The following is a 25,666-nucleotide window of genomic DNA, read 5'->3' as shown; positions in this document are numbered from 1 at the left end:
CCTCAAAGCTCGATGAGCGTATCGCCAACGCTGACGCTATCGCCTTCGTTGACCTTGACGGCCGATACCGTTCCGGCATGCCGCGCGCGGACTTCGGTTTCCATCTTCATGGCTTCGAGAATGATCACGACATCGCCCTCGGCGACGGTATCGCCGGCGGCCACGCTGACCTTGAAGATATTGCCCGCCAGTGGCGCACTCACGACTTCACCGGCGGGAGCCGGGGCTGCGGGCGCCTGCGGCGCAGCCGAAGCGTCATCCACGCGCTCGATCTCACCGCCCTCGGCGACTTCCACCACCCAGGATTTGCCGTTGAGCGTCACGGTATAGGTTTCCGGCGCACCGCTGGATGCCGCCGGTGCGGACGCCTCGGCGGGCGGCTGCGCGGCTGACTCGTCGACCCGGGGCGGCGGCTCGAAGGCATCGGGGTTGTCGCGCTGCTCGAGAAACTTCAGCCCGATTTGGGGAAACAGCGCGTAGGTCAGAACGTCATCAATGCGGCGCTCGCCTTCCGCCAGCGTGATGCCATCGCTATCGGCCCTGTCGACCAGCTCGGTCTCCAGCTGCGCCATCTCGTCATCAAGGTTGTCTGCCGGCCGGCAGGTGATCGCCTCGCCGCCCTCCAGCACACGCTCCTGCAAACCGGTATCCAACGGGGCGGGAGCCGCGCCGTACTCTCCCTTGAGCAGCGCCTGCACTTCCCGGGAGATCGACTGATAGCGCTCGCCGGTCATGACGTTCATCACCGCCTGGGTGCCGACAATCTGCGATGTGGGCGTCACCAGCGGAATAAAGCCCAGATCCTCGCGCACCCGGGGAATTTCCTCCAGCACATCGTCCAGCTTGTCGCCGGCGCCCTGCTCCTTGAGCTGGCCTTCCATGTTGGTAAGCATGCCGCCCGGTACCTGGGCGACCAGAATCCGCGAGTCGATCCCCTTGAGCGCGCCTTCAAAGCCGGCGTATTTTTTACGCACGTCGCGGAAATAGCCGGCAATATCTTCCAACAGCGCCAGGTCGAGCCCGGTGTCGCGGTCGGTATCCTTCAGCATGGCGACAATCGACTCGGTGGGGCTGTGGCCATAGGTCATCGACATGGACGAAATCGCCGTATCGACGTGGTCAACGCCGGCCTCCACGGCCTTGAGGATGGTCGCGGTCGACAGCCCCGTGGTGGCGTGGCAGTGCAGCTGAACGGGAATCGACAGCGTCTGCTTCAGCCGTGTGACCAGTTCAAAGGCGGTATACGGCGTCAGCAGCCCGGCCATATCCTTGATCGCCAGAGAGTCCGCGCCCATGTCGGCAATCGATTTTGCCAGCTCGACCCAGCTGTCCAGGGTATGCACCGGGCTGACGGTATAGGAAATCGTGCCCTGGGCGTGCCCCTGAACGGCGCGCACGGCGCGGATCGAACGCTCCAGATTGCGCGGGTCGTTCATCGCATCAAAAATCCGGAAAATATCCACGCCGTTGACGCTGGCGCGCGCCACGAAGGCATCGACCACGTCATCGGCGTAGTGGCGATATCCCAGCAGGTTCTGACCGCGCAGAAGCATTTGCTGGGGGGTATTGGGCATGGCCTCCTTCAGCGCTCGAATACGCTCCCAGGGGTCTTCGCCCAGATAGCGGATGCACGAATCGAAGGTCGCGCCGCCCCAGGATTCCAGCGAGTGGAAGCCGACCTGATCCAGCTTTTCGGCAATGGGCAGCATGTCGTCCAGGCGCAGACGGGTGGCAAACAGCGACTGGTGGGCATCGCGCAGGACCACATCGGTAATCCCCAGCGGGCGCTTTGTCTCGTTCATGGCTTGGTTCCTCAAACGGTTAAGCTGGCATCAACGCCGGCGCCTGCCGGAAGCCAAACGCCGTGCCGACGATGAAATACAGTTGTTATGCGGCCGGGTATCCCGCTCGCGCAAATAGGCGAGCGACCCGAATCAGGCGGCGCCGCCGGCCGCCAGGCGCGCCTTATGTTGTTAACTTACCAAATAGCGCTGCGATCGACGTTGCTCACTGCCGCTTGCGCTCAAGACGAGCGGCGGTAGCGATGGATGGCGGCGGCGATGATCGCCAGGGTTTCCTCGCCGGGCGCATCCGAGGCCGCCGGCGCTGCCCTGTCGGCGGCAACGGGGGTATCCGGCGCCGGCTGAAAACGCCGCACCAGCGCCGACATCAGCGTCATGACCAGCACCAGAACGGTTAAAAAGACAAACACAAAGCCCATACCCAGCGACATCAGGAAAAACCCTTCGCGCAAAAGTTCGGCTGGCTGCATGGCTGGCCTCCTTGAAAAGCTCCATAAGGCAGTTGGCGCACTGCGCATCTTCCCCTAAACTGCCACGCCGGATAAAGATTGCAATGACGCTATGGTAGAAAGCAAAGGTGTTAATTTACTACAGGATGGCGCCAGGCCGGGCCGGATCGGGCTCGCGCCCATGGAAGGCGTTATTGATGCGGTAACTCGCGAACTGCTGACGGCAGGCCCCGGCATCGACTGGACGGTTACCGAATTTGTCCGGGTAGTGGATACCCGCCTGCCGCCCCGAGCATTCTACAAACACTGTCCGGAGCTCAAGGACGGCACCAACGCCACCCCGACCGGCGTACCGGTGCACATTCAGCTGCTGGGCTCGGACACCGACGCCCTGGCGGCCAACGCCCGCCAGGCGCTGAAACTCGGCGCGACGGGCATTGACCTCAATTTCGGCTGCCCGGCCAAGCTGGTCAACCGCCACGACGGCGGCGCCTCGCTGCTGCGCTGCCCCGATCGCGTATACCGGGCAACTCGTGCCGTTGTGGATGCGATTGACGGCCGGATTCCCGTCACCGCCAAGATCCGTCTGGGGTTCGCCGATCGCCAACAGGCGGTGGCCTGCGCCCGAGCTACCGAAGACGCCGGCGCCAGCCGACTCACCGTTCATGCCCGCACCCGCAACGAAGGCTACCGCCCGCCGGCCCACTGGGAGTGGATCGGCCGGATACGCCACCACGTCAGCTTGCCCGTGGTAGCCAACGGCGATATCTGGACGCTCGACGACTACTGGAAGGCACGCACGCTGTCCGGCTGCGATGACGTCATGCTGGGGCGCAGCGCGCTGGCCGACCCCTGGCTGGCAGCCCGCATTCGCCACTGGCAGGAAACCGGTCAGCGCCTGGCCGCGACGACCTGGCCCATGCGCGCGGGCATCATCGACGACTACGCCCAGCGCCAGCGTCGGAAGCTGCCCGAGCGTATCGTGACGTCGCTGGTCAAGCAGTGGCTGACCCAGATGCGCCAGAACAACGCCGAAGCCGAGGTGCATTTTCAGCGCGTCAAACGCATTACCGCGCTGGATGAGCTACTCGAAGAACTGGCCGCCTGAGGCGTTGGCGGCCTGAAGCGCTGGTGGACCTGCCCAACAGCAAAAAGCCCGCCTCATTCAAGAGGCGGGCCCTGCGGAAATCTGGTGCGCCCGGAAGGATTCGAACCTTCGACCACCTGATTCGTAGTCAGGTACTCTATCCAGCTGAGCTACGGGCGCTTTGGGGAATGGTTGCCGTTTGGCTGTGCTGTCGCTGTTTCAGTAAGTGATCACTTTTTCAGGATCCAATCACTGCTTCAGGACATCGCCAATGCAACAGGGACGGAAGATATTTGCATATCCGTGTCCGGATGGTGCGCCCGGAAGGATTCGAACCTTCGACCACCTGATTCGTAGTCAGGTACTCTATCCAGCTGAGCTACGGGCGCCAACCATTTGAATTATGCCGGTTGGCGGAGAGAGAGGGATTCGAACCCTCGATAGGGCTACAAACCCTATACTCCCTTAGCAGGGGAGCGCCTTCAGCCACTCGGCCACCTCTCCTTAACGGCACGGCGCGAATATTACCGATTGAATCCGGGGTTGTCCAGCCCTTCAGTCAATTTTTTTCACGCCGTTGCTTTTCCCGGTGGTTATGGCGGCCGGGAGCCGCTTGCGGAAAGCCTTTCGACTTCACCGCGCCGTCGGTCATGGCGCTATCTGTCATCGCCAGGCACGACGTCACCCGTGTTGCCATCGTCCACTACTTCAAACTCGACGTCTTCACCGTCGTCACGCTCGCGCTGAATGCGCTGATAAATCTCTTCGCGATGGACAGCCACGTCTTTTGGCGCATTCACACCGATACGTACCTGATTGCCCTTCACACCGAGAACCGTCACGGTAATATCGTCGCCAATCACCAGGGTTTCGCCAACGCGGCGAGTCAGGATAAGCATGGCTGATCTCCTTCTCAGACGTTTTGTGCAACGGGGTTTATCGCCGATGACGGCAGCAGGCCATTATGCGCCATCCTGCCGCCATCACCAATGGTCTTGACGTTTGGCGCCATCCTGCCCGTTGAGTTAAAGCTCGCGGCAGCACAGTAGCAAACCCTTTCCCTCAGGCGTAGAAGGTTGTGACGATGGAACCGTTAGTCTTCTTCAATATCGGCTTGATCTAATCCAAACGCCTTGTGCAGCGCCTTGACCGCCAGCTCCATGTGCTTTTCGTCGATGACCACCGAAATCTTGATTTCGGATGTCGAGACCATGCGGATGTTGACGTTCTCTTCGGCCAGCACGCGGAACATTTTTGACGCCACGCCGGCGTGAGAGCGCATGCCCACACCGACCATCGACACCTTGACGATGTTGTCGTCGCCGCGCAGCTCGCCGCCGCCGAGGTCGGGAATGATGCTATCCTCGAGGAGCTTTTTGGTGGCCTTGTAGTCGCCCTTGGCCACGGTAAAGGTAAAGTCGGTGTAGTCGCCGGCGGGCGCCACGTTCTGCACGATCATGTCGATTTCGATGTTGGCCGCGGCGATGGGGCCGAGAATGCGCGAGGCCACACCGGGGACGTCGGGCGTGTTCAGCAGCGTCAGCTTGGCTTCGTTCTTGTTGAACGCGATACCGGAAATCAGCGGTTCTTCCATGGAGTCCTCGTCTTTATCGGATTCTGCAACAATAAGCGTGCCGGGGCCGTCCTCGAAACTCGACAGCACCCGAAGGGGAACGTTGTACTTGCCGGCAAACTCCACCGCGCGGATTTGCAACACCTTGGAGCCCAGGCTGGCCAGCTCGAGCATCTCTTCCACGGTGATGTTGTCCAGCCGGCTGGCTTTGGAGCATACGCGCGGATCGGTGGTGTAGACGCCGTCAACGTCGGTATAGATCTGGCATTCGTCGGCGCCCAGCGCCGCTGCCAGGGCCACACCGGTGGTATCCGAGCCGCCGCGTCCCAGGGTGGTAATGTTGCCGTCTTCATCCACGCCCTGAAAGCCGGCCACCACGACCACCTGGCCGTCGTCCAGATCGGCTTTCAAATCGTCGGTTTCAATGCGCTGAATACGCGCCTTGGTGTGCTCGCTGTCCGTATGAATGCCGACCTGGGCGCCGGTGTGCGACGTGGCCGGCACGCCCTGCTGCTGCAGCGCCATGGCCAGCAGCGAGATCGTCACCTGTTCGCCGGTGGACAGCAGCATGTCCATTTCGCGCGGATCGGGCTCGGGATTGAGTGACGACGCCATATCGGTCAGGCGGTTGGTTTCGCCGCTCATCGCGGAGACCACCACGACGACCTGATGGCCCTGATCGCGGAAACCCTTGACCTTTTCCGCGACGGCCTTGATGCGCTCGGGAGAGCCCACCGAGGTGCCGCCGAATTTCTGTACGTATAGTGCCATATGCGGTTATTTCCTGTGTGTCGGGAATGAAAAGAAAAAGCGGGAAATGCAGCGAAAAAATGCCAACGAGCCGGATACCATGATTGGGCGCCCCGATGCAGCCCGCACAGCCGAGGCAACACCCATAAAAAAGGCCGGTAGCGCTAGCGCCACCGGCCCCCAAACTCATCGGCTCAGTACGTCTTCCAACCAGGCCGGTACGCTATCCAGTGCCGCCGGCAGCGCCTCCGGCTGACTGCCACCGGCCTGGGCCATGTCCGGACGACCACCGCCCTTGCCGCCGACCTGCGAGGCAACGTGGTTGACCAGCTCGCCGGCCTTGACCCGATCGGTCAGATCCCGGGTGACGCCGCAAATCAGGCTGACCTTGCCGGCGGCTTTATCCGCCACGCCGAGCACAATCACGCCGGAACCCAGCTTGTTTTTCAGCTGATCGAGCATGCCGCGCAGCGCCTTGCCGGAAACGCCGTCGAGCTGGGTAGCCAGCAGCTTGACCCCCGCCACGTCGCGCGCCTGGCCGAGCATGTCGCTGCCAGCGGCGCTGGCGAGCTTGTCCCGGGCCTGCTCCAGTTCCTTTTCCAGGGCGCGGTTGCGTTCAAGCAGCGCATCCACTTTGGCCTCGACCTGCTCGGGCCTGGCTTTCAGCCGCTCGCCCAGCCGCTGTACGCAAGCCTCCTGGGCATGAAAATACGCCAGCGCCGCCTCACCGGTAATCGCCTCGATACGGCGGACGCCGGAGGCAATGCCGGCTTCGCTGACGATATGGAAACTGCCGATATCCCCGCTGTGCGCCACATGGGTGCCGCCGCACAGCTCGATGGAAAAGTCGTCCGCGCCAATGGTCAGCACGCGCACGCTGTCGGCGTATTTGGCCTCGAACAGCGCCGCCGCGCCCTTTTCGCGGGCTTCGTCGAGCGTCATTTCCTCTACCACCGTGGGGGCGTTAACCAGCACCTGGTCGTTGACCAGCCGCTCGACCTCGGCCAGCTGCTCGGCGGTCACGGGCTCGAAGTGGCTGAAGTCAAAACGCAGCCGTTCGTCGGTTACCAGCGAGCCCTTCTGCTGGACGTGGTCGCCCAGCACCAGCCTCAGCGCCTTGTGCAGCAGGTGCGTGGCCGAATGGTTGCGCACGGTAGCGTTGCGCAGCCCGGCATTCACTTCAGTGCGTACCTCGGCGCCCACGACCAGGCGGCCTTCGACCATGCGCCCCTGATGCAGATGGTGGCTGCCCTGCTTCTGGGTGTCGGTCACCTGGAAGCACCCGCCGGCGACATACAGGTAGCCGGTATCGCCGACCTGGCCGCCGGACTCGCCGTAAAACGGCGTTCGGTCCAGCACCACAATACCCTTGTCGCCGGCATCCAGCTCGGCGAGGTCGTTGCCCTCGGCGTCGACCAGCGCCACGATCCGAGCGTCGTCTTCCAGCTGCTCGTAGCCGGTAAAGGTGGTTTCACCGTCGAGGCTGACCGCCGGCGTATAGTCGGCGCCGAACTGGCTGGCCGCCCGAGCGCGTTCGCGCTGGGCTTCGAGCTCCTGCTGAAAGCCCGCTTCGTCGGGGGTTACGCCGCGTTCGCGGCAGACATCGGCGGTCAGATCGAACGGAAAGCCGTAGGTGTCGTAAAGCTTGAACACCGTCTCGCCGGGCAGCACGTCGCCGTCGAGTTCCGCCAGGGCAGCACCCAGCAGGCCCATGCCGTGATCCAGCGTGCGAGCAAACTGCTGCTCTTCTTTCAGCAGAATGCGCTCGATCTGTTCGCGCGCTTCACGCAGCTCCGGGTAGGCGTCGCTCATCTCGGCGTCAAGCGCGGCCACCAGGGTATGAAAGAACGGCTCGGTGGCGCCCAGCTTGTGGCCGTGGCGCACGGCGCGGCGGATGATGCGGCGCAGCACGTAGCCGCGGCCCTCGTTGGACGGCATCACGCCGTCGGCAATCAGAAAGGCGCAGGAACGGATGTGGTCGGCGATCACGCACAGCGACGGCGCCTGAGTATCGTCGTAGCCGGTGGCCTCGGCCGCAGCCTTGAGCAGATTCTGAAAGAGGTCGATCGCGTAGTTGGAGTGCACGCCCTGCATGACGGCGGCAACGCGCTCGAGCCCCATGCCGGTGTCAATGGACGGCTTGGGCAGATCGTGCAGCGTGCCCTCGGCGTCGCGGTCGTACTGCATGAACACCAGATTCCAGATCTCGATGTAGCGGTCGCCGTCTTCCTCGGCGCTGCCCGGCGGGCCGCCCCAAACGCCTTCGCCGTGGTCGAAGAAAATCTCGGAGCTGGGGCCGCAAGGGCCGGTATCGCCCATTTGCCAGAAGTTATCGTCTTCCAGCCGGGAAAAGCGCGCCGGATCCACGCCGATGTCGTCTTTCCAGATACGCTCGGCATCGTCATCGCTGACGTGCACGGTCACCCAGAGCTTGTCGGCCGGCAGCCCCAGAGTTTCGGTGAGAAACGTCCAGGCATAGCGGATGGCATCGCGCTTGAAATAGTCGCCGAAGCTGAAGTTGCCCAGCATTTCAAAAAAGGTGTGGTGGCGCGCGGTATAGCCGACGTTATCCAGGTCGTTGTGCTTGCCGCCGGCGCGCACGCAGCGCTGCGCCGAGGTCGCGCGGACGTAGGGGCGCGGATCGCGGCCGAGGAAAACGTCCTTGAACGGCACCATCCCCGCGTTGGTAAACAGCAGTGTCGGATCGTTGCCCGGCACAAGCGGGCTGGTGGGCACAACGGTGTGGCCGTGGTGCGCAAAGAAATCCACAAAGGCCTGTCTGATGTCTGCGCTTTTCATAGGGTATCCGTGACAAGAAAGCGTGATGCCCCAGGGCGCCTTGGCCGCTACCTGCCGGGGTCGCAAAGGGGTCATTATAGCGAAGTTGCGCGCTGACAAAAGCCGCCGCGCCCGGGCAGACCCTGAAACATCGGCAGGAAGACGCGCAAAAAGCGGCTTTATCGCGCAGCAAAAAGGCGGGACAACGCTACTCCGACAGGGCTGTCAGAGCATGGTGAATCTGGTCGAACTCAAAGCCCCGGGAGGCCAGAAAGCGCTCGCGTCGCGCGCGCTCCTTCGGCGTATCACCGGGGGTTGAAAAACGCCGGGCGAGCACGGCCCGCGCCAGCTCGAACCAGTCCACGTCTTCCTGCTCCACCACGCTGGCCAGCGCCTGACGCTGGGTATCCGTGTCGACGCCGCGCTGAAACAGCTCGCTGCGGATGCGCCGCTCGCCCTGGCCGCGCAGCACCCGCTCACGCGCATAGCTTTCAGCAAAGCGCTCATCGGATTGCAGGCCCTGCTCGGCGAGTTCATCGAGGCAGTCGGCAATGACGTCCGGCTCGACACCCTTGCGCGCCAGGCGGCCTTCCAACTCGGCGCGGGAATATTCGCGCCGGGCCAGAAAGCCGATGGCGATCTCCCGGGGCGAAGCCTGCTGATCGCGGCCGGGTACCATGCCTAGAGCAGCTCGTCGTTACCGGGTGCCGCGTCCGATTCGGCAGCGGCGTCCTTTTTACCCGCCTTGGCGGCTTTTTTATCGCTCTGCTTATCGCCCTGACTATTGCCGGCCTTGTCCTCTTCGCCGGTATCCGGCTGTGCCAGCAGCTGAGCGCGAATCTGCGATTCGATTTCTTCCATGACCTCGGGGTTATCTTCCAGATGCTGGGCAGCATTGGCCTTGCCCTGACCGATCTTCTTGCCCTTGTAGCTGTACCAGGCGCCGGCCTTGTCCACCAGGTTGCACTGCACGCCCAGGTCCACAACCTCGCCGGCGTGATAGATCCCCTTGCCGTACAGAATCTGAAACTCGGCCTGGCGGAACGGCGGCGCGACCTTGTTCTTGACCACCTTCACCCGGGTCTCGTTGCCGGTCACCTCGTCGCCGGACTTCACCGAGCCGGTGCGGCGAATATCCAGGCGCACGCTGGAATAGAACTTCAAGGCGTTGCCGCCGGTGGTGGTTTCCGGGCTGCCGAACATCACCCCGATCTTCATGCGGATCTGGTTGATGAACACCACCATGCAGTTGGCGTTCTTGATGTTGCCGGTGATCTTGCGCAGCGCCTGCGACATCAGCCGCGCCTGGAGGCCGACGTGGGCATCGCCCATTTCGCCTTCGATTTCGGCGCGCGGGGTCAGCGCCGCGACCGAGTCGATGATGATCACGTCGACGCCGCCCGAACGCACCAGCATGTCGGTGATTTCCAGCGCCTGCTCGCCAGTATCCGGCTGGGAGACCAGCAGATCATCGAGGTTGATGCCCAGCTTTTCCGCATAGCTCGGGTCCAGCGCGTGCTCGGCGTCGACAAAGGCACAGACCTTGCCCTGCTTCTGCGCTTCGGCCAGCACTGCCAGCGTCAGCGTCGTCTTGCCCGACGATTCCGGGCCAAACACTTCCACCACGCGGCCGTAGGGCAGCCCGCCGATCCCCAGCGCAATATCCAGCCCCAGCGAGCCGGTCGATACCGACGGCATGGCCACGCGAGGCGCATCGCCCAGGCGCATCACGGTGCCCTTGCCAAACTGGCGGTCAATCTGACCAAGCGCGGCTTCCAGCGCCTTGCTGCGGTTTTCATCCTGAGCCATTTGAACCTTCCTCTTTTATTGGCTACATAAATTTACTGGCTATATAAATAGCCAGTATGGTGCCAAAAATTCGCGTCAAACAAAAGACCGCCGGGGTTTTTCTTCCCTCGGCGCTGTTTCCGGGCAGGCATCTCTCAGTCCCGGGCAGGAGCGTCTCAGCCTCGGGGGCGGGAATCGCGCGCATCGAGGTCGACGATCAGCCGCGCCACGGCCTGACGTACCGCCTGTTCGCGTACGGCCTGACGGTCGCCGGGAAAATGCAGGCATTCGGTCCGCTGTGATTCCACGCCGCCCCAGGCCAGCCAGACCGTGCCTACCGGCTTGTCATCGCTGCCGCCGCCGGGACCGGCGACGCCGCTGACGGCCACGGCGATATCCGCGCCGCTGGCCCGGCAGGCGCCCGTCACCATCGCTCTGACCACGGCCTCGCTGACCGCGCCGTGGGTCTCGAGTGTCGCCGCTTCCACGCCCAGCATGCGGGTCTTGGCCGCGTTGGCATAGGTCACATAGCCGCTGGCAAAGTAGCCGGAGCTACCTTCCACCGAGGTAATCGCCTCGGCGATGCCGCCGCCGGTGCACGACTCGGCCGTGGTCACCTCGATCCTCTGCTCATGGCAGAGCTTACCCAGCCGCCGGGCCAACAGCGACAAGTCCGAATTCTTCAGGCTCTCCACGCCAGGTTCCATGCTCACTCCTTCATGTCGAGGGGCAGTTCAGCGTAGAATACCCACTTTTGCTCGCCCAACGAAACGTTTGTCACGCATACGCCTGCTCGCCTGCTGTACCGGGCGGCCCGCAGCGTTGTCGACCTTCAGGATAGCCATGGCCACCACCACCCCGGCGCACACGCCGATGATCGCGCAATACCTGGACATCAAACGCGACCACCCCGACGTTTTGCTGTTTTACCGCATGGGGGATTTCTACGAGCTGTTCTTCGACGATGCCAGGCGTGCGGCCGCCCTGCTCGATATTACCCTGACTCAGCGCGGCAAATCCGGCGGGCAGATCATTCCCATGGCCGGCATTCCCTACCACAGCGCCGAAGGCTACTTGGCGCGGCTGGTGGCCGCCGGTGAATCCGTGGCCATCTGCGAGCAGATCGGCGACCCCGCTGCCGCCAAAGGCCCCATGGAGCGGCGCGTGGTGCGCATCGTCACCCCCGGCACGCTGCACGACGAAGCGCTGCTCGACGCCCGCCGGGATAACCTCCTGGCCGCCGTGGCGCCTGTCAACAACGACTGGGGCATGGCCTGGCTGGAGCTTTCCAGCGGCCGTTTCAGCGTGCTGGAGGTGGCCAGCGAAGCGGAAATGCTCGCCGAGCTTACACGCCTGGCACCGGCAGAGCTGATTATTCCCGAAAGCCTGACGCCGCCGGAAGCGCTGGCGCAGCATCGCGGCCTGCGCCGTCAGGGCGAGTGGCTGTTTGACCGGGAGAGCGCCACGCGCACCCTGTGCCGGCAGTTCGATGTCAACGACCTCAACGGCTTTGGGTGCGCCCACCTGAACGCCGCCCTTATTGCCGCCGGCGTACTGATCGACTACGCCCGGGATACCCAGCGCAGCGCCCTGCCCCACGTCAATGCCATCGGCGTGGAAAACCGCGACGACGCCGTGGTCATCGACGCCGCCAGCCGGCGCAATCTGGAAATCGACGCCAACCTGTCCGGCGGCACCGACAATACCCTGGCCAGCGTGCTCGATACCTGCACCACGGCCATGGGCTCGCGGCTGCTGAAGCGCTGGCTCAACCGCCCGCTGCGCCAGCGCGAGGTCGTGGCCGACCGCCAGGCCGGCGTCGCGCTGCTCAGCCTTGACGCCGGCTGGATGTCGCTGCGCGAGACGCTTGCCGGCGTGGGCGACATGGAGCGCATCCTCGCCCGGGTAGCGCTATACAGCGCCCGCCCGCGCGACCTGGCCCGGCTACGCGATGCGCTGGCCACGCTGCCCGAGCTCGAGGACGCGCTCGCCGGCACGGACAACGGCAGCGCGCTCGATGCCCTGCGCCCGCACATTCGGCCCTATCCCGAGCTTGCCGACACCCTGGAGCGGGCGATCATCGACAACCCGCCGGTGGTCCTGCGCGACGGCGGCGTGATTCGTGAAGGCTTTGATCCGGAGCTCGACGAGCAGCGCAGCCTCGCCGAAAACGCCGGCGACTACCTGGTCCGGCTGGAAACCCGCGAGCGCGACCGTACCGGGCTGGCCAACCTGAAAGTCGGCTATAACCGCGTTCACGGCTACTTCATCGAGCTGCCCCGGGCTCAGGCCCGCGAGGCGCCGGCGGACTATATTCGCCGGCAAACGCTGAAAAACGCCGAGCGCTTTATTATCCCCGAGCTCAAGGAGTTCGAAGACAAGGCGCTCTCCGCCCGCTCGCGCTCGCTGGCCCGGGAAAAGCACCTGTACGATCAGCTGCTGGAAACCCTCAACGACGACCTGGACGCGCTGCAGGCGACCTCCCGAGCGCTCGCCGAGCTGGACGTGCTGTGCACCTTTGCCGAACGCGCCGAAGCGCTGGACTGGGTGCGACCGTCGCTCAGCGACAGCACCGGGCTGGCCATTCACGGCGGGCGCCATCCGGTGGTGGAACAGGTCAGCAGCGCGCCCTTTGTGCCCAACGATGCGGTACTCAACGCCGAACGCCACATGCTGGTGATTACCGGCCCCAACATGGGGGGTAAATCCACCTACATGCGCCAAACAGCGCTAATCGCGCTGCTCGCCCACTGCGGCAGCTTTGTCCCCGCGGACGCCGCCGATATCGGCCCGCTGGACCGCATTTTCACCCGCATCGGCTCTTCGGACGATCTGGCGGGCGGGCGCTCGACCTTCATGGTGGAGATGACCGAAACCGCCAATATTCTGCACAACGCTACCGGCCAAAGCCTGGTGCTGATGGACGAAATCGGCCGGGGCACCAGCACCTTCGACGGCCTGTCGCTGGCCTGGGCCAGCGCCGGGCACCTGGCCGATACCCGGGCGCTGACGCTGTTTGCTACCCACTACTTTGAAATGACCGCGCTGCCCGAGCAGTGCGAGGGCGTGGCCAATATCCACCTGACCGCGACCGAGCACGGCGAGCGCATCGTCTTCATGCATCGCATTGAAGCCGGGCCGGCCAGCCAGAGCTACGGGCTCCAGGTCGCCCAGCTGGCCGGCGTGCCGCCACACGTCATCCAGCGCGCTCGGGAAAAACTGGGCAGCCTGGAGCAGCCCGGCAGCACTGCGCCCGCCGGTGAGCCGGCCGCTGCTGCCCCGCTGCCGCAGCAGGACGATCTCTTTGCCCGGGGCCCGCACCCGGTCATCGAAGCGCTGGACCAGCTCGACGTGGATGACATTTCGCCGCGGCGAGCGCTGGCGCTTTTATATGAATGGCAGGGCCAGCTGTAATACAATGGCCTGCATACTCTGCCGCTCAATGCGCCATGCCATCCGTACATTGACCGTCCATCGCGTCGCCGCCAGCCGTTAAAACGGCAGCCGAGCATGGCCGACGGATCAGCGCCGGCGCCGGGCCGTGGACCAACGGACGTGAAGAGCGGCCCCTATTCAGCGGACGTGAACCAACAAGTGTTGTACCATTAACCGCCATGACCCAATGACCGGGCACTGCCCCGGTCCCGTACGAGGGAAACCACGATGACGTTTGTCGTGACTGAAAACTGCATTCAGTGCAAATACACCGACTGCGTAGAAGTCTGCCCGGTCGACTGCTTTTATGAAGGCCCCAACTTCCTGGTCATTGACCCCGACGAGTGCATCGACTGCGCGCTCTGTGAGCCGGAATGTCCGGCCGAGGCGATCTTCTCGGAAGACGAGTTACCCAAGGGCCAGGAAGAGTTCATCGAGATCAACGCCGAACTGGCCGAAGAATGGCCCAACATCGCCGAAAAGAAAGACCCGCTGCCCGATGCGGAAGAGTGGGACGGCAAAACCGGCAAGATCGACAAGCTCGAGCGTTAGCCAGCGCCTGCCTCCTGCGTTCCGGTGCCCGTTTTAACCGCCGGGCACGGCTCCCGGGCATAAATACTGGACGCAAAAAAAGCGGCCCGCAGGCCGCTCGCTCCCAGCTTCTCCTCGGGCACGTCCTGTGCCTCGCGCCTGCGGCGCTGTCACCGCCGGCGCCTCCCTGAAGCGACTTCCCTGCCGGGGCCAACGTCACTGTTTCACCCGGCGCGCTACCTGGCTTTTGCCAACTGACTTTCATCAACCGGCTTTCACCAGCTGACTTTCACCAACTAACTTCCGCTAACTGGCTTTTGCCATGTGCACAGTGTCTGCACAATAGGCGCCGGGTTCAAGTATCGCGCGCGGCCGGTAGCGCACCGAGCGAGCCTGTTGCGACTCGCTTTGTTTGAATACCGCCTGAAAAAACAGTCGATTAAGCCGCATAAAGCATCAGGCGCCAAGTTATGTAATACATAACTTACATAAAATAAAGCGCCTGCTTACACTTCGTGGCCGATGCCTACTGTCCCTTGATCGCCTTGCGTCCGGGATAGTCAACGCCGTCCAGCTCGTCCTCGATCACCAGCAGGCGATTATACTTGGCGACGCGGTCCGAGCGGCACAGCGAGCCGGTCTTGATCTGGCCGGCGGCCGTCGCCACCGCCAGGTCGGCAATGGTGGTGTCTTCGGTTTCGCCGCTGCGGTGGGAAATCACCGCGGTGAAGCCGGCGTCCTGAGCCATTCTGATGGCGTCCAGGGTTTCGGACAGCGAGCCGATCTGGTTGAACTTGATCAGAATCGAGTTGCCGATCTGCTCGTCGATGCCGCGCTTGAGGATGCGTGTGTTGGTCACGAACAGGTCATCGCCTACCAGCTGCACCCTGTCGCCCAGCTTATCGGTCAGCGCTTTCCAGCCGTCCCAGTCGGACTCGTCCATGCCGTCCTCGATGGAGACGATCGGATAGTCGTCGCACAGGCCGGCCAGATAGTCGGTGACCCCCTGGGCGTCGTAGCTCTTGCCTTCGCCGGCCAGGTTGTACTGACCGTTTTCGTGGAACTCGCTGGAGGCACAGTCCAGTGCCAGGGTTACGTCCTCACCCAGAGTATAGCCGGCCGCTTCCACGGCCTGCTTGATCACCGCCAGCGCCTCGGCGTTGGAGGCCAGGTTGGGGGCAAAGCCGCCCTCGTCGCCTACCGAGGTCGAAAGGCCACGGCCGGAGAGGACCTTTTTCAGCGCGTGGAACACTTCGGCGCCGATACGCAGCGCTTCGCTGAAGCTTTTGGCGCCCACCGGCTGAATCATGAATTCCTGAATATCCACGTTGTTGTCGGCGTGTTCGCCGCCGTTGAGGATATTCATCATGGGCACCGGCATGCGATACACGCCCGGCGTGCCGTAAAGCTCGGCCATGTGCGCGTAGAGCGGCACGTCCTTGGCGTTGGCCGCGGCCCTGGCGGCGGCGAGCGACACCGCGAGAATCGCATTGGCGCCCAGGGTCGCCTTGTTGTCGGTGCCGTCGAGTTCGAGCATGACGTTGTCCAGGCGGCGCTGGTCGCGCGCGTCCAGGCCGATCAGGGCATCGCGGATGGTGCCGTTGACCGCGTCTACCGCCTTTTGCACGCCCTTGCCCAGGTAGCGGGCCTTGTCGCCGTCGCGCAGCTCCAGCGCTTCACGCGAGCCGGTGGAGGCACCGCTCGGCGCACAGGCATCGCCCGTGGCGCCGCTTTCCAGGCGCACCCGCGCCAATACGGTGGGGTTGCCCCGGGAATCCAGCACTTCCAGCGCATGTATATCGACAATATGGCTCATCAATGTGTCCTTTTTGTAGTGGCCGAAGAGGGTTGGTGATCAAAAAAGGTTGTGGTGACCGAAGAGGTCTCTGTTGATCGACGAGCGTCGCGTTGGCACCGCGCGGAGACCCGAGCTGGCCGCGCGATCAGCCGGTGATCAACGGGTCCAGGCCCTTGACGGTCTCGTCCAGCGCGGCGAGCTGGCGTAAAAACGGCGCCAGCTGATCCAGCGGCAGCGCGCAGGGGCCGTCGCACCGGGCGTTATCCGGGTCGGGGTGCGCCTCCAGGAAAAGGCCGGCCAGCCCGGTGGCTACCCCGGCTCGGGCCAGCTCGGCTACCTGGGCGCGGCGACCGCCGGCGCTGTCGGCCCGCCCGCCGGGCCGCTGGAGGGCGTGAGTCACGTCGAAAAATACCGGATAGCCGGTCTGCTTGAGCTCGCCGAAGCCCAGCATATCGACCACCAGATTATTGTAGCCGAAGCTGGTGCCGCGCTCGCAGAGCATCAGACGCTCATTACCGGCTTCGCGAAACTTGGCGAGGATATGGCGCATCTCGTGAGGCGCCAGAAACTGCGGCTTTTTGACGTTGATGACCGCGCCGGTTTTCGCCATCGCCACCACGAGGTCGGTCTGCCGGGCGAGAAACGCCGGCAGCTGAATGATATCCGCCACTTCGGCGGCGGGGGCTGCCTGCCAGGGCTCGTGGACGTCGGTTATTACCGGCACGCGATGGCGCGCCTTGATATCGGCGAGCATCTGCAGGCCTTTTTCCAGCCCGGGGCCGCGGAAGGAATGAATCGAGCTGCGGTTGGCCTTGTCGAAGCTGGCCTTGTAGACGTAGGGCATGGAAAGCGCCCCGGTGGCCTCGACAAAGGCGCTGGCTACTTCATCGGCCAGCGCCGGGGATTCCAGTACGTTCATGCCGCCCAACAGCATCAGCGGCAGCGAATTGCCGGCGTTCAGGCCGGCAAACCCAATGCGGCGCTCGTCAACAGCGGACGGCTGCGGCTGGCTCATGTGGCATTACTCCTGCGGGCTGGCGTGCGCGCGGGTGCGCGCCGCCTTGTGGTCGACCGCCGCGTTGACGAAACCGCTGAACAGCGGATGGCCATCGCGCGGCGTCGAGGTAAATTCGGGGTGGAACTGGCAGGCCAGATACCAGGGGTGGTCGGCCAGCTCGACGACCTCGACCAGGGTCCGGTCAACGCTGCGCCCGGATACCACCAGCCCGGCGCTTTGCAGCGCTTCCACAAACTGGTTGTTGACCTCGAAGCGATGCCGGTGGCGCTCGACGACTTCCGCCGCGCCGTAGGCATCGTGGGCCCGGGTGCCGTCCGCCAGGTGGCAGAGCTGGCCGCCCAGCCGCATGGTGCCGCCCAGATCGGAGGCCGCATCGCGCAGCTCGACCTTGCCTTCGGCATTGAGCCATTCGGTAATCAGCCCGATCACCGGGTGCTGCGTTTCATGGGTAAACTCGGTGGAGTTGGCATCGTCCCAGCCGGCCACGTTGCGGGCAAACTCGATCACCGCCACCTGCAGGCCCAGGCAAATGCCCAGGTACGGCACGTTGTTTTCCCGGGCGAACCGCGCCGCCATGATCTTGCCCTGAACGCCGCGCTCGCCGAACCCGCCGGGGATCAGGATGGCATCCTTGCCTGCCAGCCGCTCGGTGCCGTGGCGCTCGATATCCTCGGCGTCGACGTGGTCGATGTTGACCTTGATACGCCCCTGGATACCCGCGTGAATCAACGCCTCGTTGAGCGACTTGTAGGCGTCCAGCAGCTCCATGTACTTGCCCACCATGGCAATGCTCACCGACTTCAGCGGATTGAGCTTGGCATCCAGCACGTGCACCCACTCGGTCAGGTCGGCCTCGCCGGCCTCCAGACGCAGTTTGTCGCAGACAATGTCGTCGAGGCCGTGCTCGTGGAGCATCAGCGGGATGCGGTAGATGGTGTCGGCGTCCTGCAGCGGCACCACGGCGCGCTCTTCCACGTTGGTAAACAACGCAATCTTGCGCCGCTCGGCTTCTTCCAGCTCGACCTCGCTACGGCAGATCAGGATATCCGGCTGGATACCGATGGAGCGCAGCTCCTTGACGCTGTGCTGGGTCGGCTTGGTCTTGGTCTCCCCGGCGGTGGCGATGTAGGGCACCAGCGTGAGGTGCATATACAGCGCCCGGCTGGCGCCCAGCTCGCTTCTGATCTGGCGGATGGCTTCGAGAAACGGCAGCGATTCAATATCGCCCACGGTGCCGCCGATTTCCACCAGCGCCACGTCGAAACCCTCGCCGCCGGCGTAGACCCGGCGCTTGATTTCGTCGGTGATATGCGGAATCACCTGGACGGTGCCGCCCAGGTAGTCGCCGCGACGCTCGCGGCGCAATACGTGCTCGTAGACGCGCCCGGTGGTGAAGTTGTTGCCCTGCGTCATCCGCGTGCGGATAAAACGCTCGTAATGCCCCAGATCCAGATCCGTTTCGGCGCCATCCTCGGTGACAAACACCTCGCCGTGCTGAAAAGGACTCATGGTGCCCGGGTCGACGTTGATGTAAGGGTCGAGCTTGAGCATGGTGACCCTGAGGCCGCGCGCCTCGAGAATCGCCGCCAGCGAGGCGGAGGCAATGCCCTTGCCGAGAGAGGACACAACGCCGCCGGTCACGAAGATATATCGTGTCATGGAAAACCTGTCGAAACGTGATCAGAAGGCACGGCAGAAAGCCACGCCGGGATGGGGCGACAGAATAGCAGACTCGCGTGTAGCGCTCAATTTGCGCGGCTCGCAGCCGACCCCCGCCGGCGTTATCTCAGCCGGTGCGGGCGTAGCCATCCAGCAGCGCATCGAGCATATCCGCGGGCGTATCGGTACTCGTGCAGGCATCCCCCGGGGCGCGCAGCAGTACCAGCCGCAGCCGGTCGTCGAGATTCTTCTTGTCCCGGCGCATGTGCGCGAGAAAGTCATCGCGGGTCATGCTCTCGGGCGCACTCAGCGGCAGGCCGGCGGCGTCGATCACCGCCTTGCAGCGCTTGAGCGCGGGGGTATCAATCCAGCCCAGGCGGTGGGACAGCGTCGCCGCCATGGCCATGCCCGTGCCCACGGCTTCGCCGTGCAGCCAGGCGCCGTAGCCCTGGTCTGCCTCGATGGCATGGCCGAAGGTATGGCCCAGATTGAGCAGCGCGCGCACGCCCTGCTCGGTTTCGTCTTCGGCCACCACCTCGGCCTTGATCGCGCAGCTCTGCGCGACGGCGTGAGCCAGCACCTCGCCCTGGCGGTCGCGCAGGGCGGCCATATTGGTTTCCAGCCAGCGTAAAAACGTCTCGTCACGGATCAGGCCGTACTTGACCACTTCGGCCAGCCCGGCGGACAGCTCGCGATCCGACAGGCTCGTCAGGGTGTCGATATCCACGATCACCGCCCGAGGCTGCCAGAACGCGCCGATCATGTTCTTGCCCAGCGGATGGTTGACGCCGGTCTTGCCACCCACCGACGAATCCACCTGCGCCAGCAGCGTGGTGGGCACCTGAATGAAGGCCACGCCACGCTGATAGCTTGCGGCGGCAAAACCGGTCATGTCGCCGATCACGCCGCCGCCCAGGGCAATCAGGGTGCAGCGGCGGTTGAAACCGGCTTCCAGCAGCGCGTCCCAGATGCGCCCGACCTGCTCGACCGTCTTGTGTGCCTCTCCGTCGGGCAGCACCACGCAGCGCACGTCCAGGGTGGCGGGCAGCGCCCGGCGCAGGGCCTCCAGATACAGCGGCGCCACGGTGTCGTTGGTCACGATCATGACCTGGCGGCCGGCGAGGTACGGCACCAGCGCATCGGCCCGACCCAGCAGGCCGGTACCGATGTGGATGGGGTAGCTACGCTCCTCAAGGGCGACGCTAAGCGTGCGCTGCACGCCGTCGATAGGCTTCATGGCGGTTACCTGCAAGCATGTCGGGGTGAACTGATCTGGGTGAACTGACGGGCCAGCGGCCGGAGACGGTCATCCAGCCGGCCACAGGATGTTGAAGGAGAAAACGCGCGGCGCTCAGGACGACACCGGCTTGCCGGCGGCCTGGTCGGCCTGCAGCGGATCGACGAGCCGACGCACGCGGCGGAGTATATCGTTGACCACCGAGCGCGGGCTGCGCCGGTCGGTACGCACGATGATATCCGCCGTGGCGCGGTACAGCGGGTCGCGCTGGTCAAAAAGATCGCGGAGCACCTGCTCGCGGTCGGCACACTGCAGCAGTGGCCGGCTACGGTCCTTTCCGGTGCGCCGCAGCTGCTGCTCCACCGTGGTCAGCAGATAAATTACCGTGCCGCGTTCGCGCAGCGCGCAGCGGTTTTCCTCGCGCAGCACCGAGCCGCCGCCGGTTGCCACCACGACGTTATTATGCCGGGTCAGCTCATCGATCATCTGTACTTCACGCTGACGAAAGCCGTCCTCGCCCTCGACGTCAAAAATCCACGGAATATCCGCTCCGCAGCGGTCCTGGATGACATGGTCGCTGTCGCGGAATTCCCGGGACAGTTCCGCCGCCAGCAGGCGGCCGATGGTGCTTTTTCCGGCGCCCATGGAGCCGATCAAAAACAGGTTGGGTAAAGATTGCATTAGCGTACCGCCGGGCCGTCATCAAGAAGTCGGGGAGTAATGAAAACCAGTAACTCTACCTTTTCATTGCTCTCTTCGGTATAGCGAAACAGATTGCCGACCACCGGCAGGTCACCCAGCAGCGGCGTTTTGGAAATCCGGCGCAGTTCCTCGGTGGTCAGAATGCCGCCGAGCACCACGGTCTGGCCGTTATCCGCCAGTACCTGGGTTTCGATGGTGTTGGTGTCGATGGGCGGCTCGCCGTCGAACCCGGATTCCCGGAAACTGTCGTTACGGATCACCAGATCCATGATAATACGGTCATCCGGGGTAATCTGCGGGGTCACCTCGAGCGAGAGCAGCGCTTCCTTGAATTCGGTATCGGGATTGTCGTTGCCGTCGACGCTCTGATAGGCGCGCTCCTCGCCCTGGCTGATGGTCGCGGTGCGCTGGTTGGCGGTGATGATCCGCGGCTGGGAAATCGTCTGGCTCTTGCCTTCGCTTTCCAGCGCCTGGAGCTCAAGATCCAGCAGGATATCGCCGGACAGATAGCCAAAGCCGAAGGTGGTTGACTGGTTGCCGGAGGCGCCCATATCCACGGACAGACCGCCGCTGTCGGTCGTGCCGTCGGAGACACCGCCAAGGTCCAGGTTGCCTTCGCCGGTCGATGACAGCCCCCAGTTGATCCCCAGTTCCCGGGAAGCGGTATCCCGGGCGATCACGATACGCGCCTCGATCTGGACCTGGCGGACGGCCACATCCAGCCGCTCCAGGGTGCTGATGACTTCGTCAACCTGCTCGGCGGTATCCTGCAACAGCAGCGTATTGGTGCGTTCGTCCACGCTGACGCGCCCGCGGTCGGTCAGGAGTCCGAAGCCGTCTTCCCCGTTCAGCAGCTGGGCCAGGTCCTTCGCCCGGGCGTATTTGACATCAAAGTAGCGGGTAACCAGCGGGGTTAGCGTTTCCTGTTGGCTGCGCGCCTCGAGTTTCCGGCGTTCCAGCTCGGCCAGCTCTCCCGCCGGGGCCACGACGATGACGTTCCCCTGCTGGCGGCTGGCGAGCCCCTGGCTCTGCAGGATCAGATCCAGCGCCTGGTCCCAGGGAACGTCGTTCAGGTTCAGTGTCACCCGGCCGCTGACGCTGTCGCTGGCCACCAGGTTGAGGCCGGTAAAATCCGCCAGCGTCGACAGCACCGAACGTATCTCGATATCCTGGAAATTGAGGCTCAGGCGCTTGCCGGTATAGGCGGGTTCGGACGCGCCGCTATCCGCGCCTTCGCCGCTCTCGTCGGGCCCGTCGACCGGCTCGACGGTAACGCTGTAGGTGCGCCCGTCCTGCGACGACATCATCGCATAGGCGCCGTCGGTGACGAGTTCCAGGCGCGTGCCCTGGGCATCAACCCGGGGCACAATGCGCTGCACCGGGGTGGCAAAGTCGGTGACGTCGTAAATCTGGTTGAGCGCATCGGGGAGCGCCGCCGGCCCGAGATCCAGCACGACCCGGTCGGCGGCTTTCTTGCTGACCCTGGGCGCGCTGCCTTCATGGTTGAACGTCACTTCCAGACGCCCGGCACCGTTCTCGCCGCGACGAAAATCGATATCGTCGACCTGATCTTCGCCTGCCGTCGCCAGCGCGCCCGGAGCATCGGTCCTGGAAACGGTCTTTGAAACGGTCCCGGGAGCGGTATCGGAAACGGTATCAGCGCGGGTGCCGGCGTCCGGCTCGGTGGATCGAGCGGCGTCGGGGGCGCTGCCGGCATCGCTATCCGGCACAAGCCGCAAATGGCTGTCATCGCGCCCGGGCCGCGCCGTATAGGGCAGCGCTTCGTCAGTGGTCATGACCAGGCGCACGCGACCGCCGGCCTCCACCGCGGTGATACGTTCCACACCGCCCCGGTTGACGTCAAAGCGGCGCTTGCCCAGCCCGCTTTCGGTATCCGGCAGGTCAAACGCCAGACGCGGCGGGTCGTCCAGCCGATAGCTTCTGACGCTGGGTACGTCACCGAAAAACTCCAGCTCGACGGCAACGCCGTCTGCCTGCGACGGGGTAAACTGCAACCCGGTCAGCACCGCTGCCGGTGCCAGCGCAGGCAGCCATATCCCTGCGACTGCCAGCAGCGCCTGCCCGATTCGGCGATGTGCTTTACTCATGGCCATGCATTATCCGGCGTCTTGTATCCAATGATTGTCGGCCCCTTACCGGGACGGTTTGTCAGAGCGCAACTCCAGCTCTGCGTCGCGTTTTTGCCAGCCCGCCTTGCGGGAAAAAATCCGTTCGCTGAGCGATATGGCCTGAGGCGTTACCCGGGTCACCTGCCCGTTGTTTTCGCCCATATAGTTGCCCGGCCCCACCGACACGATGTCGTGCTCGGGGGTTGCCACCAGCGCAATTCGCTTTTCACCCATGCTCAGGGTGCCGACCATCTGCAGCTGCTGCAGGCCGAATGCCTCCAGCGGTTCCTTTTTCCGCGATGGGTCGGGCGCCAGCTCGCCGTTGAGCCGCCGGTCAGCCGCCGCATTGCGCTCATCGGCCAGCGCCTCGGCGGCCAGAAACGGGCTGCGCCGATCGCTCTGCCGATACGCCACCGGCTGATAGGCGGGCAGCTCGGGCACCGCCAGCGTTCCGGGGCTGGCCGCGCCTTCCCGGATATCCCTCAGGCGATCATCCAGCGACGCGATATCCGGGTCGGCACAGCCCGACAGCAAGGCGACCAGTATGCCTGCTGCCAGCGGTAGACGCATCATGGCTGCCCTCCCGACGCCTCAGTGTCTTCCGCGTCGGCGGCTGCGGGCTCGCGGTAGCTGTAGGTGCGCGCCAGCATCGACAGACGCAACGCCCCGCCGCTGTCTTCGGCCGGCGCCAGGGTAAAGTCGTGCTGGGTCACGAGGCGCGACAGCGCGGCCATGTCGGCGACAAAACGGGCGATCTGGTGGTAGCCGCCGCGCACTTCGATATCGAAGGCGCGCTCGATGTAATAGTCGTGAGTCACCGTGGGCTTGCGCTCGATCGTGTCAATGTTGAGATGGTTTTCAACCGCGGCATCGTTGATGCTGTCGAGCAGGGAGGGGATCTCGGCGCTCGTCGGCAGCATATCCCGCAGTTCAAGCACAACGGCATCGAGGCTGGCCAGCTGGCTGCGGGTTTCCGGCAGCTGCGCGGCCTGGGCGGATTTCTGCTCGAATACCGACAGCAGCCGGCTCTCTTCCTGCCGGGCATCGGCCAGCGCGGCGCGGTGGTCGCTGATGACCCACATATACATGGCCGCAAGAGCCAAGGCCAGCACCAGCACGCAGCTCAACAGCTTGAGCAGTAGCGGCCAGCCGGCGGCTTCGCGCAGCTCCAGCGCCTGCCAGTCCACCCCGCGCAGCTGTTGCCATTCACGGCGCCATCTGTCACGGCTCCATAGCGTCGCCATCGGCGTCTCCTTCGCTGTCTTCCGACACCGCATCCCCGGTCGACTTCAGCTGGCTTTGCTCCACCACAAAGCGGAACCGGCGCCCCGACACTGCATCCTCGGTGGCGCTTTCCACCCGGGAAAACTCGGGTTCCTCAAGCGCCGGGGTTTCACCGATACGCCGCAGCTGCGCGGATACCTGGCGGTCGGTTCCCGCGCGGGCAGTGACGCGGACGGTATTGCCTTCCCGAGCGATTTGCCGGTAGATGACCCCGGACTCGACGCTGCCGGCGATGGCGTTGAACAGACGCACGGTCTGCACGCGCTCATCCCGCAGCGAGCGGAACAGGGAAAGCTGCTGATTCAGCTGGTCGACGCGGTCACGGTATTCGTGCACCCGGCTGATATCCTCTTCCAGCCGTTGCGTCTGCTGGCGGATATGCGCGTTGCGCTGCTGCTGCGCCTCCAGCCGGACCTGGTAATAATGCGCCGCGCCCCAGCCCAGCGCGCCGCCCACCAGCAGCATCCCCAGCAACAGCAGGTAAAACTGCCGGGCACGACGCTCCCGGCGCGCGTCACGCCAGGGCAGCAGGTTAATCATCAGGCTCATGGTGCCCCCCGCATGGCCAGACCGCAGGCGGTCAGCATGGCCGGAGCGTCGCTGGCGAGCGCTTCGGCACTAAGCCGCTTGTTTACCGTCATGCGCTGGAAGGGGTTGGCGATGGTAACGCGCATCCCGCTGTCTTCGGCGATGCGGTGGGCAAGCCCGGGAATCACGCTCGAACCGCCGGCCAGTACGATCTCTCGGATTTCATGGTGGCGGCCGGCCGAGTAATACAGCTGCAGCGAGCGCCCGACCTGCTGCACCAGCGATTCCAGAAACGGATTCAACACCCGGTCGTGATAGTCATCGGGCAAGCCACCGCGCTTCTTGGCAAAGCCGGCCTCGTTGACCGACAGATCGTAGCGCGTCTGGATGGCCTCGGTCAGCTGACGCCCGCCGTACACGGTATCGCGGCTGTAAACGATGCGCCCCTCGCGGATGACGTGGAAGGCGTTCATGTTGGCCCCGATGTCGACCAGAGCAATACCGCTTTCCGGGGCACTCGAGGCCTGAAGGTCGCGCCGCAGGACGTCGAAGGTGCGCTCCATGGCGAAGGTTTCCACGTCCACGGCGGCCGGCTCAAGCCCCGCGCGCTCGAGGGTCTCGGTCAGCTGCGCCACGTCCTGCTGGCGGCAGGCCACCAGCAGCACCCGCTGCTCATCGGGGTCCAGTTCCGACGGCCCCAGGCACTCGAAATCAAACGCCACTTCGTTGAACGGAAACGGGATATGGCTTTCCGACTCGTCAATAATGCGCTCTTCGATGGCGTCTTCGTCCAGCTCAACGGGAAACGTCAACAGCCGTGTAATCGCAGCACTGGCGGGAACGGCAACGGCTACCTTGCGCGTTGAAGGCCTGGCATGGTCCACTGCACGGCTTAATACACTGGCCACCGCGTCGATATCCTGGATGCGACGTTCGACCACCGTCCCTTCGGGCAGCGGGCGCACGGCATAGCTTTCGACCTGATAATTATCCCGGGTGGGCTTGAGCTCGAGCAGCTTGACCGTTGCCGAGGTAATATCGATGCCTATCAAACCACGGCGTGAAGTAGGGAAGCGCATTATATCCAGGTGCTCCGTATCCGGGTGCTGCATTGCCGG

The 25,666-nt window shown here is 64.1% G+C and carries 21 protein-coding genes and 3 tRNA genes; 3 read left to right on the top strand and 21 right to left on the bottom strand.

The window, feature by feature from the left end; genetic code table 11:
• Window positions 1-2: 2 nt before the first annotated feature.
• Both oadA and C793_RS0104535 read right to left on the bottom strand, forming a co-directional pair.
• Window positions 3-1,802: a sodium-extruding oxaloacetate decarboxylase subunit alpha gene (oadA, locus tag C793_RS0104540; protein ID WP_017429767.1), complete on the bottom strand. Its 1,800-nt coding sequence runs from the start codon at window positions 1,800-1,802 to the stop codon at window positions 3-5.
• A 221-nt stretch (window positions 1,803-2,023) separates the two neighbouring features.
• Window positions 2,024-2,272 carry an OadG family protein gene (locus tag C793_RS0104535; RefSeq protein WP_017429766.1) on the bottom strand — a complete coding sequence of 83 codons (249 nt, stop codon included), beginning with the start codon at window positions 2,270-2,272 and terminating at the stop codon, window positions 2,024-2,026.
• A gap of 160 nt (window positions 2,273-2,432) precedes the next feature.
• Here C793_RS0104535 and C793_RS0104530 point away from each other — a divergent pair, with 160 nt between their 5' ends.
• Window positions 2,433-3,359, top strand: coding sequence for a tRNA dihydrouridine synthase (locus tag C793_RS0104530; RefSeq protein WP_017429765.1), 927 nt, complete (start codon window positions 2,433-2,435; stop codon window positions 3,357-3,359).
• An 82-nt stretch (window positions 3,360-3,441) separates the two neighbouring features.
• Here C793_RS0104530 and C793_RS0104525 read toward each other — a convergent pair.
• The 9 genes from C793_RS0104525 to C793_RS0104480 form a co-directional block, all read right to left on the bottom strand.
• A tRNA-Arg gene (locus C793_RS0104525) sits at window positions 3,442-3,518 on the bottom strand.
• Between the two features lie 132 nt (window positions 3,519-3,650).
• A tRNA-Arg gene (locus C793_RS0104520) sits at window positions 3,651-3,727 on the bottom strand.
• A 22-nt stretch (window positions 3,728-3,749) separates the two neighbouring features.
• A tRNA-Ser gene (locus C793_RS0104515) sits at window positions 3,750-3,842 on the bottom strand.
• 152 nt (window positions 3,843-3,994) lie between these two features.
• Window positions 3,995-4,237 (bottom strand): carbon storage regulator CsrA, encoded by a 243-nt coding sequence (gene csrA, locus C793_RS13520; RefSeq protein ID WP_017429763.1) that lies wholly within the window; start codon window positions 4,235-4,237, stop codon window positions 3,995-3,997.
• Between the two features lie 194 nt (window positions 4,238-4,431).
• Window positions 4,432-5,682, bottom strand: coding sequence for an aspartate kinase (locus C793_RS0104500; protein WP_017429762.1), 1,251 nt, complete (start codon window positions 5,680-5,682; stop codon window positions 4,432-4,434).
• Between the two features lie 165 nt (window positions 5,683-5,847).
• Window positions 5,848-8,460, bottom strand: coding sequence for an alanine--tRNA ligase (gene alaS, locus C793_RS0104495; RefSeq protein ID WP_017429761.1), 2,613 nt, complete (start codon window positions 8,458-8,460; stop codon window positions 5,848-5,850).
• Between the two features lie 187 nt (window positions 8,461-8,647).
• Window positions 8,648-9,118 (bottom strand): regulatory protein RecX, encoded by a 471-nt coding sequence (locus C793_RS0104490; protein WP_017429760.1) that lies wholly within the window; start codon window positions 9,116-9,118, stop codon window positions 8,648-8,650.
• A gap of 2 nt (window positions 9,119-9,120) precedes the next feature.
• The gene (recA, locus tag C793_RS0104485; RefSeq protein ID WP_017429759.1) at window positions 9,121-10,248 is read right to left on the bottom strand and encodes a recombinase RecA; all 1,128 of its coding nucleotides are present in this window, start codon (window positions 10,246-10,248) and stop codon (window positions 9,121-9,123) included.
• 155 nt (window positions 10,249-10,403) lie between these two features.
• Window positions 10,404-10,934 carry a CinA family protein gene (locus tag C793_RS0104480; RefSeq protein ID WP_017429758.1) on the bottom strand — a complete coding sequence of 177 codons (531 nt, stop codon included), beginning with the start codon at window positions 10,932-10,934 and terminating at the stop codon, window positions 10,404-10,406.
• 136 nt (window positions 10,935-11,070) lie between these two features.
• Between C793_RS0104480 and mutS the strand changes: the two genes are divergently transcribed.
• Both mutS and fdxA read left to right on the top strand, forming a co-directional pair.
• On the top strand, window positions 11,071-13,641 hold the full coding sequence (gene mutS, locus C793_RS0104475) for a DNA mismatch repair protein MutS (RefSeq protein ID WP_017429757.1): 2,571 nt from the start codon (window positions 11,071-11,073) through the stop codon (window positions 13,639-13,641).
• A gap of 249 nt (window positions 13,642-13,890) precedes the next feature.
• Window positions 13,891-14,214, top strand: a complete 324-nt coding sequence (gene fdxA / locus C793_RS0104470) for a ferredoxin FdxA (RefSeq protein ID WP_017429756.1) — start codon at window positions 13,891-13,893, stop codon at window positions 14,212-14,214.
• Window positions 14,215-14,719: 505 nt separating this feature from the next.
• Here fdxA and eno read toward each other — a convergent pair.
• The 10 genes from eno to pilM form a co-directional block, all read right to left on the bottom strand.
• Window positions 14,720-16,009, bottom strand: a complete 1,290-nt coding sequence (gene eno, locus C793_RS0104465) for a phosphopyruvate hydratase (protein WP_017429755.1) — start codon at window positions 16,007-16,009, stop codon at window positions 14,720-14,722.
• A 127-nt stretch (window positions 16,010-16,136) separates the two neighbouring features.
• The gene (gene kdsA / locus C793_RS0104460; RefSeq protein WP_017429754.1) at window positions 16,137-17,006 is read right to left on the bottom strand and encodes a 3-deoxy-8-phosphooctulonate synthase; all 870 of its coding nucleotides are present in this window, start codon (window positions 17,004-17,006) and stop codon (window positions 16,137-16,139) included.
• A 6-nt stretch (window positions 17,007-17,012) separates the two neighbouring features.
• A complete protein-coding gene (gene pyrG, locus C793_RS0104455) occupies window positions 17,013-18,668 on the bottom strand; it encodes a CTP synthase (protein ID WP_017429753.1) in 1,656 nt (551 codons plus the stop codon).
• A gap of 127 nt (window positions 18,669-18,795) precedes the next feature.
• Window positions 18,796-19,905 (bottom strand): 3-dehydroquinate synthase, encoded by a 1,110-nt coding sequence (gene aroB, locus C793_RS0104450; protein ID WP_017429752.1) that lies wholly within the window; start codon window positions 19,903-19,905, stop codon window positions 18,796-18,798.
• A 114-nt stretch (window positions 19,906-20,019) separates the two neighbouring features.
• Window positions 20,020-20,586 carry a shikimate kinase AroK gene (aroK, locus tag C793_RS0104445; RefSeq protein WP_017429751.1) on the bottom strand — a complete coding sequence of 189 codons (567 nt, stop codon included), beginning with the start codon at window positions 20,584-20,586 and terminating at the stop codon, window positions 20,020-20,022.
• Complete coding sequence (locus C793_RS0104440) at window positions 20,586-22,715, bottom strand: type IV pilus secretin PilQ (protein WP_026106105.1); 2,130 nt, start codon at window positions 22,713-22,715, stop codon at window positions 20,586-20,588. Before C793_RS0104440 ends, aroK begins: the two co-directional genes overlap by 1 nt.
• A gap of 45 nt (window positions 22,716-22,760) precedes the next feature.
• The gene (locus C793_RS0104435) at window positions 22,761-23,309 is read right to left on the bottom strand and encodes a pilus assembly protein PilP (protein WP_017429749.1); all 549 of its coding nucleotides are present in this window, start codon (window positions 23,307-23,309) and stop codon (window positions 22,761-22,763) included.
• Window positions 23,306-23,980: a type IV pilus inner membrane component PilO gene (locus C793_RS0104430; protein WP_017429748.1), complete on the bottom strand. Its 675-nt coding sequence runs from the start codon at window positions 23,978-23,980 to the stop codon at window positions 23,306-23,308. Before C793_RS0104430 ends, C793_RS0104435 begins: the two co-directional genes overlap by 4 nt.
• On the bottom strand, window positions 23,958-24,569 hold the full coding sequence (locus tag C793_RS0104425) for a PilN domain-containing protein (protein WP_017429747.1): 612 nt from the start codon (window positions 24,567-24,569) through the stop codon (window positions 23,958-23,960). Before C793_RS0104425 ends, C793_RS0104430 begins: the two co-directional genes overlap by 23 nt.
• Complete coding sequence (gene pilM / locus C793_RS0104420; protein ID WP_245550188.1) at window positions 24,566-25,660, bottom strand: type IV pilus assembly protein PilM; 1,095 nt, start codon at window positions 25,658-25,660, stop codon at window positions 24,566-24,568. Before pilM ends, C793_RS0104425 begins: the two co-directional genes overlap by 4 nt.
• Window positions 25,661-25,666: the final 6 nt, after the last annotated feature.

It is taken from the genome of Vreelandella jeotgali Hwa (genome assembly GCF_000334215.1).
Taxonomy (GTDB): Bacteria; Pseudomonadota; Gammaproteobacteria; order Pseudomonadales; family Halomonadaceae; genus Vreelandella; species Vreelandella jeotgali.
This window is presented reverse-complemented; position numbering and strand designations above follow the sequence as displayed.

What these genes read in the sequence shown, in the direction of transcription:
- oadA (WP_017429767.1), bottom strand. Translation starts at nt 1,802, where the DNA reads ATGAACGAGACAAAGCGCCCGCTGGGGATTACCGATGTGGTCCTGCGC.
- C793_RS0104535 (WP_017429766.1), bottom strand. Translation starts at nt 2,272, where the DNA reads ATGCAGCCAGCCGAACTTTTGCGCGAAGGGTTTTTCCTGATGTCGCTG.
- C793_RS0104530 (WP_017429765.1), top strand. Translation starts at nt 2,433, where the DNA reads ATGGAAGGCGTTATTGATGCGGTAACTCGCGAACTGCTGACGGCAGGC.
- csrA (WP_017429763.1), bottom strand. Translation starts at nt 4,237, where the DNA reads ATGCTTATCCTGACTCGCCGCGTTGGCGAAACCCTGGTGATTGGCGAC.
- C793_RS0104500 (WP_017429762.1), bottom strand. Translation starts at nt 5,682, where the DNA reads ATGGCACTATACGTACAGAAATTCGGCGGCACCTCGGTGGGCTCTCCC.
- alaS (WP_017429761.1), bottom strand. Translation starts at nt 8,460, where the DNA reads ATGAAAAGCGCAGACATCAGACAGGCCTTTGTGGATTTCTTTGCGCAC.
- C793_RS0104490 (WP_017429760.1), bottom strand. Translation starts at nt 9,118, where the DNA reads ATGGTACCCGGCCGCGATCAGCAGGCTTCGCCCCGGGAGATCGCCATC.
- recA (WP_017429759.1), bottom strand. Translation starts at nt 10,248, where the DNA reads ATGGCTCAGGATGAAAACCGCAGCAAGGCGCTGGAAGCCGCGCTTGGT.
- C793_RS0104480 (WP_017429758.1), bottom strand. Translation starts at nt 10,934, where the DNA reads ATGGAACCTGGCGTGGAGAGCCTGAAGAATTCGGACTTGTCGCTGTTG.
- mutS (WP_017429757.1), top strand. Translation starts at nt 11,071, where the DNA reads ATGGCCACCACCACCCCGGCGCACACGCCGATGATCGCGCAATACCTG.
- fdxA (WP_017429756.1), top strand. Translation starts at nt 13,891, where the DNA reads ATGACGTTTGTCGTGACTGAAAACTGCATTCAGTGCAAATACACCGAC.
- eno (WP_017429755.1), bottom strand. Translation starts at nt 16,009, where the DNA reads ATGAGCCATATTGTCGATATACATGCGCTGGAAGTGCTGGATTCCCGG.
- kdsA (WP_017429754.1), bottom strand. Translation starts at nt 17,006, where the DNA reads ATGAGCCAGCCGCAGCCGTCCGCTGTTGACGAGCGCCGCATTGGGTTT.
- pyrG (WP_017429753.1), bottom strand. Translation starts at nt 18,668, where the DNA reads ATGACACGATATATCTTCGTGACCGGCGGCGTTGTGTCCTCTCTCGGC.
- aroB (WP_017429752.1), bottom strand. Translation starts at nt 19,905, where the DNA reads ATGAAGCCTATCGACGGCGTGCAGCGCACGCTTAGCGTCGCCCTTGAG.
- aroK (WP_017429751.1), bottom strand. Translation starts at nt 20,586, where the DNA reads ATGCAATCTTTACCCAACCTGTTTTTGATCGGCTCCATGGGCGCCGGA.
- C793_RS0104440 (WP_026106105.1), bottom strand. Translation starts at nt 22,715, where the DNA reads ATGAGTAAAGCACATCGCCGAATCGGGCAGGCGCTGCTGGCAGTCGCA.
- C793_RS0104435 (WP_017429749.1), bottom strand. Translation starts at nt 23,309, where the DNA reads ATGATGCGTCTACCGCTGGCAGCAGGCATACTGGTCGCCTTGCTGTCG.
- C793_RS0104430 (WP_017429748.1), bottom strand. Translation starts at nt 23,980, where the DNA reads ATGGCGACGCTATGGAGCCGTGACAGATGGCGCCGTGAATGGCAACAG.
- C793_RS0104425 (WP_017429747.1), bottom strand. Translation starts at nt 24,569, where the DNA reads ATGAGCCTGATGATTAACCTGCTGCCCTGGCGTGACGCGCGCCGGGAG.
- pilM (WP_245550188.1), bottom strand. Translation starts at nt 25,660, where the DNA reads ATGCAGCACCCGGATACGGAGCACCTGGATATAATGCGCTTCCCTACT.